This window comes from Senegalimassilia faecalis (assembly GCF_004135645.1).
In the GTDB taxonomy this organism is placed as follows: domain Bacteria; phylum Actinomycetota; class Coriobacteriia; order Coriobacteriales; family Eggerthellaceae; genus Senegalimassilia; species Senegalimassilia faecalis.
This window is the reverse complement of the sequence record NZ_SDPW01000001.1, coordinates 369,237-383,958: the sequence shown is the minus strand read 5'-3', so window position 1 is coordinate 383,958 and position 14,722 is coordinate 369,237. Positions and strand designations below refer to the sequence as shown.

11 protein-coding genes are annotated in these 14,722 nt (G+C 64.1%); 10 read left to right on the top strand and 1 reads right to left on the bottom strand.

Annotated features, from left to right (window positions below; genetic code table 11):
- Window positions 1-62: 62 nt before the first annotated feature.
- The gene (murJ, locus tag ET524_RS01660) at window positions 63-1,748 is read left to right on the top strand and encodes a murein biosynthesis integral membrane protein MurJ (RefSeq protein WP_129423071.1); all 1,686 of its coding nucleotides are present in this window, start codon (window positions 63-65) and stop codon (window positions 1,746-1,748) included.
- An 86-nt stretch (window positions 1,749-1,834) separates the two neighbouring features.
- On the opposite strand, the gene ET524_RS01655 is transcribed toward murJ, so the two are convergent.
- A complete protein-coding gene (locus tag ET524_RS01655; protein WP_129423070.1) occupies window positions 1,835-3,316 on the bottom strand; it encodes a DUF1846 domain-containing protein in 1,482 nt (493 codons plus the stop codon).
- A 279-nt stretch (window positions 3,317-3,595) separates the two neighbouring features.
- Between ET524_RS01655 and ET524_RS01650 the strand changes: the two genes are divergently transcribed.
- The 9 genes from ET524_RS01650 (at window position 3,596) to mraY (ending at window position 14,721) form a co-directional block, all read left to right on the top strand.
- On the top strand, window positions 3,596-5,200 hold the full coding sequence (locus ET524_RS01650) for a CTP synthase (protein WP_129423069.1): 1,605 nt from the start codon (window positions 3,596-3,598) through the stop codon (window positions 5,198-5,200).
- A gap of 165 nt (window positions 5,201-5,365) precedes the next feature.
- Window positions 5,366-6,283, top strand: coding sequence for a site-specific tyrosine recombinase XerD (gene xerD, locus ET524_RS01645; protein WP_201738599.1), 918 nt, complete (start codon window positions 5,366-5,368; stop codon window positions 6,281-6,283).
- A gap of 411 nt (window positions 6,284-6,694) precedes the next feature.
- Window positions 6,695-7,144: a division/cell wall cluster transcriptional repressor MraZ gene (locus ET524_RS01640; RefSeq protein WP_129423068.1), complete on the top strand. Its 450-nt coding sequence runs from the start codon at window positions 6,695-6,697 to the stop codon at window positions 7,142-7,144.
- Between the two features lie 18 nt (window positions 7,145-7,162).
- A complete protein-coding gene (gene rsmH, locus ET524_RS01635; protein ID WP_236648230.1) occupies window positions 7,163-8,122 on the top strand; it encodes a 16S rRNA (cytosine(1402)-N(4))-methyltransferase RsmH in 960 nt (319 codons plus the stop codon).
- Window positions 8,123-8,212: 90 nt separating this feature from the next.
- A complete protein-coding gene (locus ET524_RS01630; RefSeq protein WP_129423066.1) occupies window positions 8,213-8,680 on the top strand; it encodes an FtsB/FtsL family cell division protein in 468 nt (155 codons plus the stop codon).
- A 6-nt stretch (window positions 8,681-8,686) separates the two neighbouring features.
- Window positions 8,687-10,693 (top strand): peptidoglycan D,D-transpeptidase FtsI family protein, encoded by a 2,007-nt coding sequence (locus ET524_RS01625; protein WP_129423065.1) that lies wholly within the window; start codon window positions 8,687-8,689, stop codon window positions 10,691-10,693.
- A 9-nt stretch (window positions 10,694-10,702) separates the two neighbouring features.
- The gene (locus tag ET524_RS01620; RefSeq protein WP_129423064.1) at window positions 10,703-12,196 is read left to right on the top strand and encodes a UDP-N-acetylmuramoyl-L-alanyl-D-glutamate--2,6-diaminopimelate ligase; all 1,494 of its coding nucleotides are present in this window, start codon (window positions 10,703-10,705) and stop codon (window positions 12,194-12,196) included.
- 3 nt (window positions 12,197-12,199) lie between these two features.
- Window positions 12,200-13,681, top strand: coding sequence for a UDP-N-acetylmuramoyl-tripeptide--D-alanyl-D-alanine ligase (locus ET524_RS01615; protein WP_129423063.1), 1,482 nt, complete (start codon window positions 12,200-12,202; stop codon window positions 13,679-13,681).
- Window positions 13,682-13,683: 2 nt separating this feature from the next.
- Window positions 13,684-14,721 (top strand): phospho-N-acetylmuramoyl-pentapeptide-transferase, encoded by a 1,038-nt coding sequence (mraY, locus tag ET524_RS01610; RefSeq protein ID WP_129423062.1) that lies wholly within the window; start codon window positions 13,684-13,686, stop codon window positions 14,719-14,721.
- The last annotated feature ends 1 nt before the right edge of the window (window position 14,722 follow it).

Here is a 14,722-nt window from a genome sequence, read left to right as displayed (position 1 = left end):
GGGGCCTCTTTCCGGGTTTGCTATGATGAGCCATTATATCCAACACGAGAAAGCGCACGTTCATGTCAGATAAGCTCGCACGAGCTCGACACACACGCTCGGCTGCTGAGTCCGCGTCCCCGGCAAGCGAATCTTCGCAAGTCCCCCAGCAGGAAGGTTCCACGGCCTCAATCGGCGGAAACGCCGCCCTTATCAGCGTCTGCACCATCGTTTCGCGCATCACGGGCTTCGTACGCACGTGGGCTATGGCCTTCGCGCTGGGCTCTACGCTGCTTTCCAGCTCGTACCAGGTGGCGAACAACCTGCCGAACATGCTGTACGAACTGGTGGTCGGCGGCATGTTGGTCACCGCGTTTCTGCCGGTGTACGTTTCAGTGAAAAAGCGCCTGGGGCAGCAGGCCGGCAACGAGTACGCGTCAAACCTGCTCACCATTGTCGTGGTGCTGCTGGGGCTGCTGTCGCTGTTCTGCATGGCGTTCCCGTCGTTGGTCATTTACACGCAAAGCTTCTACTCCGACCAGTCGCAGATGACGCAGGCGGTGTTCTTCTTCCAGTTCTTCGCCATCCAAATTGTGTTCTACGGGTGTTCGGCCATTGTGTCGGGGTTACTCAATGCCAATCGCGATTACTTGTGGTCGGCCATTGCACCTGTTGCGAACAACGCCATCGTCATCATCACGTTTCTGGGATACGCGCTTATCGCGCCTAGCAACCCGGAACTGGCGCTGTACGTCATTGCCGTCGGCAATCCGCTGGGCGTGTTTGTGCAGATGGCCATCCAGCTGCCGGCGCTCGAGCGCAACGGCGTCCGCATTCGCCCGCGCATCGACCTGCGCGATCCGGCGCTGCGCGAGACGCTGGGCATCGGCGTTCCTGCCGTGCTGGTGATGATCTGCTCGTTCGCGGTGGTGTCCGTGGAGAACGCCGCGTCGTACGCGTTCGCCGACAACGGCCCAAGCGTGCTTGCCTACGCGCGCCTGTGGTTCACGCTGCCGTACTCGTTTTTGGCCGTGCCCATCACCACCACCATGTTCACGGAGCTTGCCGACATGCAGGCCGACGGCAACGTCGAGGGCATGAAACGCGGCATCGTGGGCGGCACGAACCAGATTCTGTTCTTCATGATTCCGTTCGCGCTGTACCTGGCCGTTTTCAGCCTGCCGCTGGTCATGCTGTATCACGCCGGCGCGTTCTCGCTTGACAGCGTGCACACCATTGCCTCGTTTCTGGCGGTGTTTGCCGTGGGCTTGCCGTTTTACGCCATCAACACGTACCTGCAGAAGATCTGCAGCTCCATGCGCAAGATGCACGTGTTCGCGGGCTTCAATTTCGTGGCCGGCGCTGCGCAGGTGGTGCTGACCATGATTGCCGCCTCGCGCCCCGATGTGTTCCCCATCGAAAGCATTGCCGTTGCCGAGACGGTGTTCTACCTGGTGGGCGACGTGTGCGTCTTCGCGTACCTGCGCCGCACCATGGGCAGGCTGGGGCTGCGTTCGATAGCGCGTGCTGTACTGTGCGCGCTGGTGCTTGGCGGCGCAGGCGCTCTGGCGGGTGCGGGCGCGCTGTGGGCGCTGCAGGCGTTCGCAGCGCCGCTGTCCGGCTCGATCGGCCAGGCGTTTGCCTACGTGGTGGCTGGTGGCCTGGTGGCGCTTGCCGTCACGTTCGTGCCTGCCTGCAAACTCAACGTCCCCGAAGCCGCCTTCGTGAACGCCCTCATCCGCAAAGTTGCCGGCAAGCTGGGCCGGTAGGCCGTCGCTCGATGAAAAGGAAACGCCCCCGCGGGCTTGGTGCCGGCGGGGGCGTTGTGCGTTGCGTGGGTGTGCGAGTGCGCGGGTTACTTGTGGAAGTAGCGGCGCTGCTCGTATTTCGGCTCGCAGCAGATGTTGATGCCCAGCGTGCGGTAGAGCTTCTCGTCGGTGGGCGAGAGGATGACGCTGAAGAACGCGTCGCAGCCGCGCAGCTGATCGGCTGCGTCTACCAGCTGCTTGGCAACCGGGTCGGTGGCGCTTGACACCGAAAGCGCCAGCAGCGTCTCGTCGGAGTGCAGGCGCGGGTTCTTCGAGTGCAGCGTGGTGGTTTTCAGCTCGCAGATGGGCTCGATGACTTCGTCGGAGATGACGAACAGGTCCTCGTCCACGCCGGCCACGCCCTTAAGCGCGTTCATCAGCAGCGAGGAGGCTGCGCCCAGAAGATCGGACGTCTTGCCCGTCACCACGCGGCCGTCGGGCAGCACCATGGCGCCGGCGGGCGCACCGGTGGCCTCGGCCTTCAGCAGTGCCGCAGAACGCGCGGGCGAGAAGTTCGTGTCCACGCCCACCTGGTTCATCAACAGCTCCAGGTGCTCGACGTACTCGTGGTGAAGCCCCGTGCGGCGCTCGTCCACGGCGGCCTGGAAGTAGCGGCGCACGATCTCCATTTTCGCCGCCTCGCGGCACGCCTCGTCGTCGACGATGGCCATGCCCGCCATGTTCACGCCCATATCGGTGGGCGACTGGTAGGGGCTTGTGCCCAGGATGCGCTCCATCATGGCCTTCAGCACGGGGAAGATCTCAACGTCGCGGTTGTAGTTGACGGTGGTCTTGCCGTAAGCCTCCAGGTGGAACGGGTCGATGGTGTTCGCGTCGTCCAAGTCCACGGTGGCCGCCTCGTACGCCACGTTCACCGGGTGCTTCAGCGGCAGGTTCCAAATAGGGAACGTCTCGTACTTCGCGTAGCCGGCCTCGACGCCGCGCTCGTGCTCGTGGTACAGCTGCGACAGGCACGTGGCCATCTTGCCCGAGCCGGGGCCGGGGGCCGTTACCACCACCAGCGGGTGCGTGGTTTCCACGAACTCGTTTTTGCCGTAGCCTTCCGCCGACACGATGCGCGCCGTGTCGTACGGATAGCCGGCGATGGGGTAGTGCAGGTAGCTTTTCACGCCCAGGCTTTCCAGGCGATGGCGGAACGCTTGCGCGGAGGGCTGGTTCTCGTAGCGCGTGATCACCACGCCGGCCGTGGCAAAGCCCATGGTGCGGAAGATGTCCAGCAGGCGCAGCACGTCCTCGTCGTAGGTGATGCCCAAGTCGCCGCGCACCTTGTTCTTCTCGATGTCGTTGGCGTTGATGGCGATGATGATCTCAACATCGGAGGCCATCTGCTGCAGCATGCGGATTTTGCTGTCGGGCTGGAAACCCGGAAGCACGCGCGAGGCGTGGTAGTCGTCGAACAGCTTTCCGCCGAATTCCAGGTACAGCTTGCCGCCGAACTGGCCGATTCGCTCGCGAATATGCTCGGCCTGCAGTGCCAGGTACTTGTCGTTATCGAAACCGATGCGCATGGGCGCAACCCCTTTCCATGACATACGCTTGAACCGAACCAGTATAAAGCACGCGCGCGCGGGCGCGAGGGCCGGCGCAAGTCCACACGCGAAATGCGGATGAACGCGGCGTGTCGGCTTCGTTTCCGCTGTGTTAAAACGCGCCGCGCGGGCCTGCGGGGGTGTTTCCCCGCGCGTACAATAGACCAACGTTTGGAGTTCGCCGTTTGCGTGCTGCGGGCGTGTTCGCCGGGTGCGCAAAGGGCGGTTGAAGCACAACCACAAGCGCGAAGGAGAACCATGGCCAAGCATATTTTCGTGACGGGCGGCGTCGTGTCATCCCTGGGCAAGGGCATCACCGCGGCATCTTTGGGGCATCTGCTCAAGGCGCGCGGCTACAAGGTGACCATGCAGAAGATGGACCCGTACCTAAACGTCGACCCCGGCACGATGAGCCCGTTTCAGCATGGCGAGGTGTTCGTGACCGAAGACGGCCATGAAGGCGACCTTGACCTGGGCCATTACGAGCGATTCATCGACGAGAACCTCTCGCGCGAATCGAACTTCACGCAGGGCTCCATCTACAAAACCCTTATCGCGCGCGAGCGCCGCGGCGACTTTCTCGGCGGCACCGTGCAGGTCATCCCGCACGTCACCGAGGCCATCAAGGAACGCCTGCGCCGCATCGCCGACCAGTCGGGCGCCGACATCGTCATCTCGGAGATCGGCGGCACCATCGGCGACATCGAGTCGCAGCCGTTCATCGAGGCCGCACGCCAGTTCAAGAAGGAGAAGGCCCCCGGCGACGTGCTGTTCGTGCACGTGACGCTTGTGCCCTACATCGCCGCCGCGCACGAGGTGAAGACGAAGCCCACGCAGCATTCCGTCAAAGAGCTGCGCTCCATCGGCGTGCAGCCCGACTTCATCGTGTGCCGTTCTGACCACGAGATCACGGACAAGGTGCGCGAGAAGATCGCCCTGTTCTGCGACGTGCGTCCCGAAGAGGTGCTTGCCTGCACCGACAGCCCGTCTATCTACGAGGTGCCGTTCGGCCTGTACGACCAGCAGTTCGACACGAAGGTGCTTGCCCGCTTGGGCCTGCCCGAGCGCGAGATCGACCTCACGCCGCTGCGAAGCTTCCTTGACGCCGCCGCGCACTGCGACCACGAGTGCGACATCGCCATCGTGGGCAAGTACGTCAGCCTGCCCGATGCGTACCTGTCGGTCATCGAGGCGCTCTACCACGCCGGCGTGCACAACAACTGCCACGCCAACGTGCATCTGATCGATGGCGAAGACCTCAACGACCGCAACGTCGAAGAGGTGCTCGGCCACATGGACGGCATCCTGGTGCCCGGCGGTTTCGGCCAGCGCGCCTTCGAGGGCAAGATCTGCGCCGTTCGCTACGCCCGCACCCACGACGTGCCGTTTTTGGGCATCTGCCTGGGCATGCAGGCGGCGGTGTGCGAATACGCGCGCGACGTGGCCGACATGCCCGGCGCCACGTCGGCCGAGTTCGACGAAAACGCCGAGTACCCGGTCATCGATTTGATGCCCGAGCAGGAAGACGTCGAGGAAAAGGGCGGCACCATGCGCCTGGGCGCCTATCCGTGCAAGGTTGCGCCCGGCTCGGTGGCGTATGCGGCCTACGGCGAGGAAATCATCTACGAGCGCCATCGTCATCGCTACGAGGTGAACAACGCCTTCCGCGACCGCCTTGTGGACGCGGGCCTTACCATTTCCGGCGTTTCGCCTGATGGGCGCCTTGTCGAGATGATCGAGCTGCCCGAGCACCCGTGGTTCGTGGCAAGCCAGGGCCACCCCGAGTTCAAAAGCCGCCCCACGCGCCCGCACCCGCTGTTCCGCGATTTCGTGGCCGCGTCGCTTGCGCACCGCAAACAGTAGCACCGCGGTGTTCGGGGCCATCCGGTTACCGGTTTACGTAATATGTTGAGATGACGGGGCCGCCTGCGCAGGGCGGCCCCGTCCGCGTTATCATGGGCGCTGCGCCGCGCATCTGCTAGCGTGCGGCGCAAGCCTAGCAATCGCGAAAGGGAAGGGCGTGTCGGCATGAACGACTCCATCGACACCGACGATATCGTGGACCTGTCCGCCGAGTACATCGCCTACCTGCGCATCGAGCGCGGCAGCTCGCCGCGCACCATCGAGGCCTATGAGGCCGACCTGCAAAAGTACCAGGACTTCCTCATCTCGCGCGACATCGAGCGGCTGTCGGCCATCACGCGCGACGACATCGTGGCCTTTGAAGCGCACCTGTTCGAGTGCGGTTTCGCCGCCTCCACCGTGTCCAGGCGCATCTCGGTGGTGAAAGGTTTTCACCGGTTTTGCGTGGCCGAAGACTACACGCAGGAAAACCCCGCTGCGGCCCTGCCGCTTCCCAAAACGCCGGAGCGCCTTCCCGACGTGCTTACAATCGACCAGGTCAACAAGCTGTTCGACGCCTTTGATGGCGAAGGGGCCGCCGGTGTGCGCGACCTCGCCATGCTCGAGGTGCTCTACGGCTGCGGCCTGCGCGTCAGCGAGCTGGTGGGCTTAAACGTGTCCGACGTTTTGCTTGATCAGGGCTATCTGCTGGTCACCGGCAAGGGCGACAAGCAGCGCATCTCCCCGATATCGGGCGCGGCCGACCGCGCGCTTCGCGCATACCTCGACACCGCGCGCACCCAGTTGCAAAAGCCCTACGCCAAGCCCACCGACGCGGTGTTCCTCAACGCGCGCGGCGGCAGGCTTACGCGCCAAAGCGTGTTCAAGGTAGTGGCCCGCGCCGGGCGCGCCATCGGGGTGGACAACCTTCATCCGCACACGCTGCGCCACTCGTTCGCCACGCACATGCTTGAAGGCGGGGCGGACCTGCGCGTCATCCAAGACATCCTCGGGCACTCCGACATCTCCACCACGCAGATCTACACGCACATCGATCGCTCGCACCTGCGCGAGGAATACCTGCACGCCCACCCGCGCGCATAAGCTGGCACCCGTTTCCCACCGGTGTTGACCGGCTTGCTGCTCGGTTAACACCGGTAACCGCCTTCGCGCGCCGGCGCCGCTTTGCCGGGTTTCCGCGCACCTTCTCCCACTTCGTCCCACGCGCCCCACTTTGCCCCACGCCACCGAATCCGCACAATTGGTTTCCCACTTTATCCCACCCCCTTTTCGCCGAATTACAAATCTATATATTGTGGTTCAAAACCTGGACCCCGCACCATATGGAAACCCACCCCAAAACTACCCATTTCCCGAATGATTCGGGCATGTTACAGGTCGTCAACGGGTGTGTGAAACCGCCCAAAATGGGGCGCAAGATGTTGCGAAGTGGGATGAAGTGGGGTAGAATCCCAAACACCGAACGGAGCAAGTGAAAAGCAGCGAAAGGCAGGCATGGCGGAAGACATCGACAAACCAGTCGATATGAACGGCTCCTACCGTCACAAGGTAGACGCCAAAGGCCGCATGTCTCTTCCCGCCGCGTTTCGCAAGGTCCTTTCGGCAGACCTGGTGGTAACCCGCAACCCCAAGGACGAGTGCCTCTACGTCTTCGAGCCGCAAGCGTTCGAAGACTGGATCGTCTCGGTGTTCGAAAGCAAGTTCGGGGGATACGATCCCACGAACGCGCTTCACGTCGGTTTGCGCCGCAAGCTCAAAGGCCGCGCCAACAACGTCAGCGTCGACAACGCTGGCCGCATCGGCATCACGGCCGAGCTGCGAGGCGCCGTCGGCATCGACAAGGACGTCGTTGTTTTGGGCAACACGGGCTACTTCGAGATCTGGGACGCAAAGCGCTTCGATGAGCAAGACGACGACATCGACTTGAGCTTGTTGTTCGGCTAATCGAAAGGCGTGAGCGCATTGGCAAACCAAGAGTTTCAGCACATACCGGTCCTGCTCCCCGAGTGCCTCGAGTACTTGAACCTTAAACCGCAGCAGACATTCGTGGACGCAACGCTCGGCGGGGCAGGGCATTCCTTTGAAGTTGCACAGCGCATCGGGCGCGGCGGCACGCTCATCGGGATCGATCAGGACGACGTGGCGCTTGCCGCGGCCGGCCGCAAACTCGGATCGCTTCCCGATGAGGTGCGCCCGCAGCTGGAGCTGGTGCGCAACAACTTCGGGAACATGGACGAAGCGCTTCTGAGCGTAGAGGTGCCCGGCGTCGACGCGTTCCTGTTCGACATCGGCGTCTCCTCCGTTCAGATCGACACGCCATCACGGGGCTTCTCCTTCAAGGAGGACGGCCCGCTTGATATGAGGATGGACCCGGGGAAAAACACCCTAACCGCAGCAGAGGTCGTGAACACCTACAACGCAGCAGACCTCACCCGGATCATCCGCGCTTACTCCGATGAGAAGTGGGCAAGCCGCATCGCGGACTTCATCGTCCGCGCGCGCGAGAAGGCCCCGCTTGAAACAAGCGCCCAGCTGGTGGACGTCATCAAGGCGGCCATCCCGGCATCGGCGCGCCGCGCCGGCGGGCATCCCGCCAAGCGCACGTTCCAAGCGCTTCGCATCGAGGTGAACGGCGAGCTTGATGTGCTCAAGCGCGGCTTGGAGGCCGCCATCCGCTGGGCGAATCCCGGCGGGCGCATCTGCGTCATCAGCTACCACTCGCTTGAGGACCGCATCGTCAAGGACATGTTCCAAAGCTTTGCGAACCGGTGCACGTGCCCGCCCGATCTTCCGGTGTGCATGTGCGGCAAAAAGCCGATACTCAAGGTCATCACTCGAAAGCCGGTCACCCCGACGGCCGAAGAGATCGCGCGCAACCCGCGCGCACGCAGCGCAAAGCTGCGCGTTGCAGAAAAGCTGTAACGCAACCGAAAGACATACCGACAACCGAACGTTACCGTTCGCGCATCGTGCCACCGTAAACGAAGCTTAAACGATGAAAGGAGGTGGAGCATGAGCGCGCAGCCCGCTTATTCCCTGTACCCGCAACGCGTGCCTGAAAGCCACCCGCGCACCCGCATCTCCGTCGTGCCCGGTCAGCGTAGCCGCACCACGTCCGCTCCTGCCTCCGCCATCACGCCCGCGCTCGTCCTGAAGGTTGTGGCCGTTGCGCTCATCGTGCTCACGTGCGCGGCGTTCGCCCGCCTAGGCCTTGCCGCCGCTACGGTGACAACGTCCATGCAATCCCAGGAGCTCTCCAGCCAAATCGACGACGCCCGCGCCACGGGTTCGTCGCTTGAGGTGACGCAGAGCCTGCTTTCCAATTCCAGCCGCGTGCGCAGCCAGGCCGAGAAGCTCGGCATGGCAGCCCCTGCGGAAGTGGGAACCATCACCATGCCCGAAGACGTGGTGTCCACCAACGACGATGGGTCGCTTTCCCTGTCCCGCAGCGTGGAGACCGCCGCAACCGCCGGGGAGTAAAACCGCATGTCGAACTACCAGCGCCCGCCGCGCTCTAGCAGCGGCAACCGCGACCGCCAAGCCGGCCGCCGCACAACAAGCACATCCGGCCGTTCACTGGGCCAACACGCAAGCCGATCCGACGCCCGAAGCGCACAGCGCTCCGGGCGTCACGGCGCTTCAAGCTCGCGCGAGTCGTCGCGCGGCCGCCGCACGCATCAGGCGCCCGCTCCCGCCGGCATTGCGGGCAAGCTTGCCATCTTCGACAGCAACCGGGCGTTCTGGCCGCTGGCCATCTTCGCCATCTTCGCGGCCGTCTTCTTCCTTCGCCTGGTGTACCTGCAGGTCATCGTGGCGGGCGACTACTCCGCGCAGGCGCAGGCCCAGCGCACGTCGTACCTGACCATCGAGCCGCGCCGCGGCACCATCTACGACCGCAACGGCGTGGTGCTGGCCACCAGCGTCGACGCCACCACCATCTACGTCGACCCCACCGAGGTCACCGATGTCAACATGACCGCGCAGCTGCTTGCCGATTCCCTTGGCGGCCAGGCCTCGGACTACCTGGAGAAGGTCACGGCGAACAACACGCGCTACTCCGTCATCAAGCGCAAGGCCGACACGTCGGTCGGCGACGATCTGCAGTCGCGCGTGACCGAGCGCGTGGCCGAAGCGCAGAAGCAGGAGAACGTGCGCGCAAAAGACGCCGGCGAACAGGCGCAAACCGTCCAATCCGGCATCCATTTCGTCACGGAAAGCCGCCGCGAGTATCCCAACGGCCAGGTGGCCGGCCAGGTGGTGGGCGCGTGCAGCATCGGCGTGGACGAAGACAAGAACCGCGAATACTACTACGGTATCTGCGGCCTTGAGAAGCAGTACAACGACGTGCTGTCCGGCACGCCGGGCTACTACGAGGCCGAATACGGCCGCTCGGGCCAGGCCATTCCCGGCGGCGTGCACGAGCAGGTCGACGCCGTCGACGGCCAGGACATCGTCGTGTCCATCGACATCAACCTGCAGCGCGACGTGGAGGAATACCTGACGAACGGCTGCAAAGACCTTGAGGCCGCGTCCGGCAGCGCCGTGCTCATGGATGGCTCCACAGGCGAGATATACGCCGCGGCGTCGCTGCCGCTGTTCAACCCCGCCGATCGCAGCGAGGTCAAGGAAGGCGCCATGCAGCTGAAATGTGTCACTGACCTGTTCGAGCCCGGCTCCATCTTCAAGTCCGTCTCCGCCATGGCCATCCTGGAAACCGGCACGCTCACGCCCGATTCCGAGCTGTTCTGCCCGGCGTCCATCACGGCCGACGGCTACACCATCTCCGACGCGCACGAGCGCGGCGACGCCACGTTCACGCTGCGCGAGATCTTAGACCAGTCGTCCAACGTCGGCATTTCGCTTGCCACCGAGCAGATGGGCTTCGACGAGTTGTACAACCACATCGTGAAGTACAATCTGCACTCCACTACAGGCGTCGATTACCCCGGCGAAGGCGAGGAAGGCACCGATGCGCTTGGCATGCTTGCCCCGCTTGAGCAGTGGTCGGCCGTGCAGGCGTACAACGTGTCGTTCGGCCAGGGCGTGTCGGTCACGCCGCTGCAGATGACGCGCTTTTACGGCGCCATCGTCAATAGCGGCGTCGAGTGCGTGCCCCACTTCCTGCTCAGCATGCCGCAAAGCGGCTACACGCCCGTATACGAAACCGAGGACGTCATCGAGAACAAAGACGCCATCGGCGACATGCAGTCCATGCTCAAGACCGTCGTCACGGACGGCACGGGCAAGCTCGCGGCCATCGACGGGTACAACGTGGCCGGCAAAACGTCAACGGCTGAGATCTACGACGAGGAAAACGGCGGCTACCGCAAAAACGTCTACAACCTTGCGTTCACGGGCTTTTTGGCGGATTCGTCAAGCAAATTGGTGTGCTTTGTGGGCGCAAATGAGGTTCCTGGGAACCGCGTCGTCACGCCAATCTTTAAGGATATAATGACTTCAGCAATCGACCGATTTGGCATTACATCTGAGTGAGGTATCCATATGGGAAAGACCTGCACCGAACTGTTTGAAGGCATGGACTGCACCATCATCGGCAACGCCGACGACGTGGTGGAGGGTATCGCTTACAGAAGCGACCAGGTAAAGCCCGGCGACGCGTTTTTCTGCATCGTCGGTTTCACGTCCGACGGCCACACGTACGCCCAGGACGCCATCGACCACGGCGCGAAGGTGCTTGTGGTGCAGCGCAAGGTGTACCTGGCCGACGCCACCGACGTCACCGAAGTGGTGGTGTCCGACACGCGCAAGGCCATGGCCGAGGTGTCGGCGAACTTCTACGACCATCCGTCGCGCAACCTGCAGCTGGTGGGCGTTACGGGCACGAACGGCAAAACCACCACCACGTACCTGGTGGAGCACATCGCCCGCGTGGCCGGCAAGCGCACGGGCGTCATCGGCACCGTGGGCACCGTCATCGGCGACGTTCACGAGAAGTCGGCCCACACCACGCCCGAGTCTCCCGACCTGCAGCACCTGCTTGCGCGCATGCGCGACGCGCGCTGCGACGTGGTGGCCATGGAAGTGTCCAGCCATGCGCTTGACCTGGAGCGCACGTTTGGCTCGCAGTTCGCCGTCACGGCGTTCTCGAACCTCACGCAGGACCATCTTGACTACCACCACACGTTCGAGGCCTACTTCGAGGCCAAAGCGCGCCTGTTCGGGAAAGATTATCCGGCCCGTCGCGTCATCTGCATCGACGACAAGTGGGGCAAGGAGTTGCTGCGCCGCTGCTCTGAGGCGGGCGACAACGTCATCACCACCGGTTTCGACCGCTCGGCGCAAATCCACCCGAAAGACGTGGCGTACTATCCCACGCACACGTCGGTCACGCTCAACGTGCGCGGCTCGTATTGCGAATTCGACCACCCGCTTGTAGGCAAGTTCAACGTCGAGAACATCATGTGCGCGTTCGCCATCGGCCTGCAGCTGGGCTTTCCGGTGCAAACGGTCATCGACGCGCTGCGCGAGGCCCCGCAGATTCCCGGCCGCCTCGAGCGCATCCACACGCCGCACGACGGCGGCGTGTCGGTGTTCGTCGACTACGCGCACACGCCTGACGCGCTTGAGAAGGCGCTTGGGTCCATCATGGCGCTCACGCCCGGCCGCACCATCTGCGTGTTCGGCTGCGGCGGCGACCGCGACGCGTCGAAGCGTCCCATCATGGGCCGCGCGGCGCTTGCCGCCGACCACGCCGTCGTCACGTCGGACAACCCGCGCACGGAAGACCCCGGCGCCATCATCGACGACATTCTAGCGGGCATGACCGAGGGCGCCGGCCGCTACGACGTGCAACCCGACCGCCGCGCCGCCATCGCGCACGCCATTTCGCTGGCCAAGCCCGGCGATTCCATCCTCGTTGCCGGCAAGGGCCACGAGGACTATCAGCTGGTGGGGGACAAGGTGCTGTCGTTCGACGACCGCGTCGTCGCCCGCGAGGAGCTTGAGCGTGCATTCGGCGAAGGGGCTGCGGAGTAATTTATGCGTTTTCAGATGATTGAGGCCGCCCGCGCCGTGGGCGGCTCGTTTGCCGTTGCACCTGCCGATGAGCATGCGTGCATCACCAGCCTGACGTGGGATTCCCGCGCCGTCAGCGAAGGCGCGCTGTACGTGGCGCTGCCGGGCGAGCGCGTCGACGGGCACGATTTCGCCGCTGCCGCCGTTGCGGCCGGCGCCGTGTGCGTGCTCGCGCAGCATGCGCTTTCCGAAAGTGCTGCGGCCGCGTGCCGCGAAGCGGGCGCCGGCGTCATCGAGGTGGCCGACACGGCCGCTGCCGTCACGCAGCTTGCCCGCGCCTGGCGCACCTGCCTGGCCGGCCGCGTCATCGGCATCACCGGCTCCACGGGCAAAACCACCACGAAAAACCTGGTGCGCGACGTGCTGGCTGCCGCGGGCAGCGTCGTGGCAACGCGCGGCAACCAGAACAACGAGCTCGGCGTGCCGAACACGGTGCTTGCCGCAGATGCCGGCACCGCCAACGTCGTCGTGGAGATGGGCATGCGCGGCCTGCACCAGCTTGATGCGCTGTGCGCGTTCGTGCGCCCGCAGTGGGGCCTTGTCACGAACGTGGGCGAAAGCCACATCGAGCTTTTGGGCAGCCGCGAAAACATCGCGGCCGCGAAGGCGGAGCTGCTCGCTTCGCTGCCCGAAGGCGGCATGGCCTTCGTGAACGCCGCCAACGACATGACGCCGCTCGTGCGTCAGCTTGCGCAACTTGATGAGCACGGCGTCACGTGCGTGCTCTACGACGGCTCGGCCGAGGCGGCCGCGCGTCGCGAAAGCCTCAGCGCTGCCGACGCCGCGCTTCCCGCCGTGTGGGCAACCGACATCGCGCTTGATGCGCAGGGCTGCCCGCGCTTCACGCTGAACGCCGCGAACTTCGCCGGCATGCCCGCGCCGGTTTCGGTGCCGTGCGCCCTTGAGCTGCGCGGCATGCACAACGTGTCGAACGCCTGCTCGGCGGCGGCCGTGGGCTTGGCCGCCGGCATGACGGCCGACCAGGTGGCGGCCGCGCTTGGCGCAGCCCAGCCCGAGTCGGGCCGCCAGGAGGTGCTGCATACGCCGGCGGGCGTCACGGTGATCAACGACGCGTACAACGCCAACCCCGATTCCATGCGCGCATCGCTTTCCACGTTCGCCGCGCTGGAAGTTTCGGGCCGTCGCATCGCCGTGCTCGGCGACATGGGCGAGCTCGGCGATTTCGCCCCGGCGCTGCACGAGGAGGTGGGCGCGTTCGCGGCCGGCTGCAAGCTGGACAGCCTCGTGTGCGTGGGCCAGCTTGCGCAGCGCATCGCCGCCGGCGCGCAGGCTGCCGGCATGCCGGCAGGCGCTATCGTCACCGTTGCAGATTGGCAGGAAGCGCTTTCGAGCATCGCGCCCGAGCTTGCGCCGGGCGACGCCGTGCTGGTGAAGGCCTCGCACTTCATGGGCCTTACTCGAGTGGTCGAAGGATTGGTTAAGTAGTCATGTTGCATATCTTCGAGTCGTATCCCACGTTTTTGGTGTTCGTGGGCATCGTGGTGGCCATCGTGCTGACCATGGCGCTCATGCCCGCGTGGATCAAGTTCCTGAAATCAAGCCATATCGGCCAGCAGGTGCGCGCCGATGGCCCCGAAAGCCACCTGGTGAAGCAGGGCACGCCTACCATGGGCGGCGTCATCATGCTCATCGCCGTCATCCTCACGGCGCTGGTGGTGGGCCATCCCACGCCTGAGACGTTCGCGCTGCTCATCGCCACGGTGCTTACCGGCTGCCTTGGCCTTATCGACGACGCCGAGAAAGTGGTGAAAGAGCGCAGCCTGGGCCTTACGCCGAAGGCGAAGCTGGTGGGCCAGTTCGTCATCTCCACGGTGTTCGGCCTGGTGGCAGTCAACGTCATGGGCATCGCGCCTACGGTGGACATCCCGTTTGTCTACACGTTCGACCTAGGCGTGCTCACCACGAACTTCGGCCAGGTTGCCGTGCCGTGGCTCTATCTCATCTTCGTCGACATCCTGCTCATGGGCTTGTGCAACGCCGTGAACCTCACCGACGGCCTCGACGGCTTGGCGGCGGGCACGGTCATGATCGTCATGATCGTCATGGCGGCTATCGCCTACCGCTCCGACATGCTTGATTCCGCCATCTTCGCCGCTGCGCTGGCCGGCGCGTGCATCGGCTTTCTGTGGTTCAACTCGTTCCCGGCCGACATCTTCATGGGCGACACCGGTTCGCTGGCGCTTGGCATGGCGCTGGGCTGCCTGTCGGTGTTCACGAAAACGGAGTTCGTCGTGCTTATCATCGGTGGCCTGTTCGTGGCCGAGGCCCTGTCGGTCATGATCCAAGTGTTCTACTACAAGAAAACCCACAAGCGCATCTTCCTTATGGCGCCGCTGCACCACCACTTCGAGAAGAAGGGCTGGTCTGAGACGAAGGTCGTCGTGCGCTTCTGGATTGTTTCGGGCGTGCTTGCCGCGCTCGGTTTTGCCTGGTACTTTGCAGAGTCTTTGATGGCGGTGGCTTAAC

Excerpts from the sequence above, each read along its gene's own strand:
- murJ (WP_129423071.1), top strand. The coding sequence starts at position 63 with ATGTCAGATAAGCTCGCACGAGCTCGACACACACGCTCGGCTGCTGAG.
- ET524_RS01655 (WP_129423070.1), bottom strand. The coding sequence starts at position 3,316 with ATGCGCATCGGTTTCGATAACGACAAGTACCTGGCACTGCAGGCCGAG.
- ET524_RS01650 (WP_129423069.1), top strand. The coding sequence starts at position 3,596 with ATGGCCAAGCATATTTTCGTGACGGGCGGCGTCGTGTCATCCCTGGGC.
- xerD (WP_201738599.1), top strand. The coding sequence starts at position 5,366 with ATGAACGACTCCATCGACACCGACGATATCGTGGACCTGTCCGCCGAG.
- ET524_RS01640 (WP_129423068.1), top strand. The coding sequence starts at position 6,695 with ATGGCGGAAGACATCGACAAACCAGTCGATATGAACGGCTCCTACCGT.
- ET524_RS01630 (WP_129423066.1), top strand. The coding sequence starts at position 8,213 with ATGAGCGCGCAGCCCGCTTATTCCCTGTACCCGCAACGCGTGCCTGAA.
- ET524_RS01625 (WP_129423065.1), top strand. The coding sequence starts at position 8,687 with ATGTCGAACTACCAGCGCCCGCCGCGCTCTAGCAGCGGCAACCGCGAC.
- ET524_RS01620 (WP_129423064.1), top strand. The coding sequence starts at position 10,703 with ATGGGAAAGACCTGCACCGAACTGTTTGAAGGCATGGACTGCACCATC.
- ET524_RS01615 (WP_129423063.1), top strand. The coding sequence starts at position 12,200 with ATGCGTTTTCAGATGATTGAGGCCGCCCGCGCCGTGGGCGGCTCGTTT.
- mraY (WP_129423062.1), top strand. The coding sequence starts at position 13,684 with ATGTTGCATATCTTCGAGTCGTATCCCACGTTTTTGGTGTTCGTGGGC.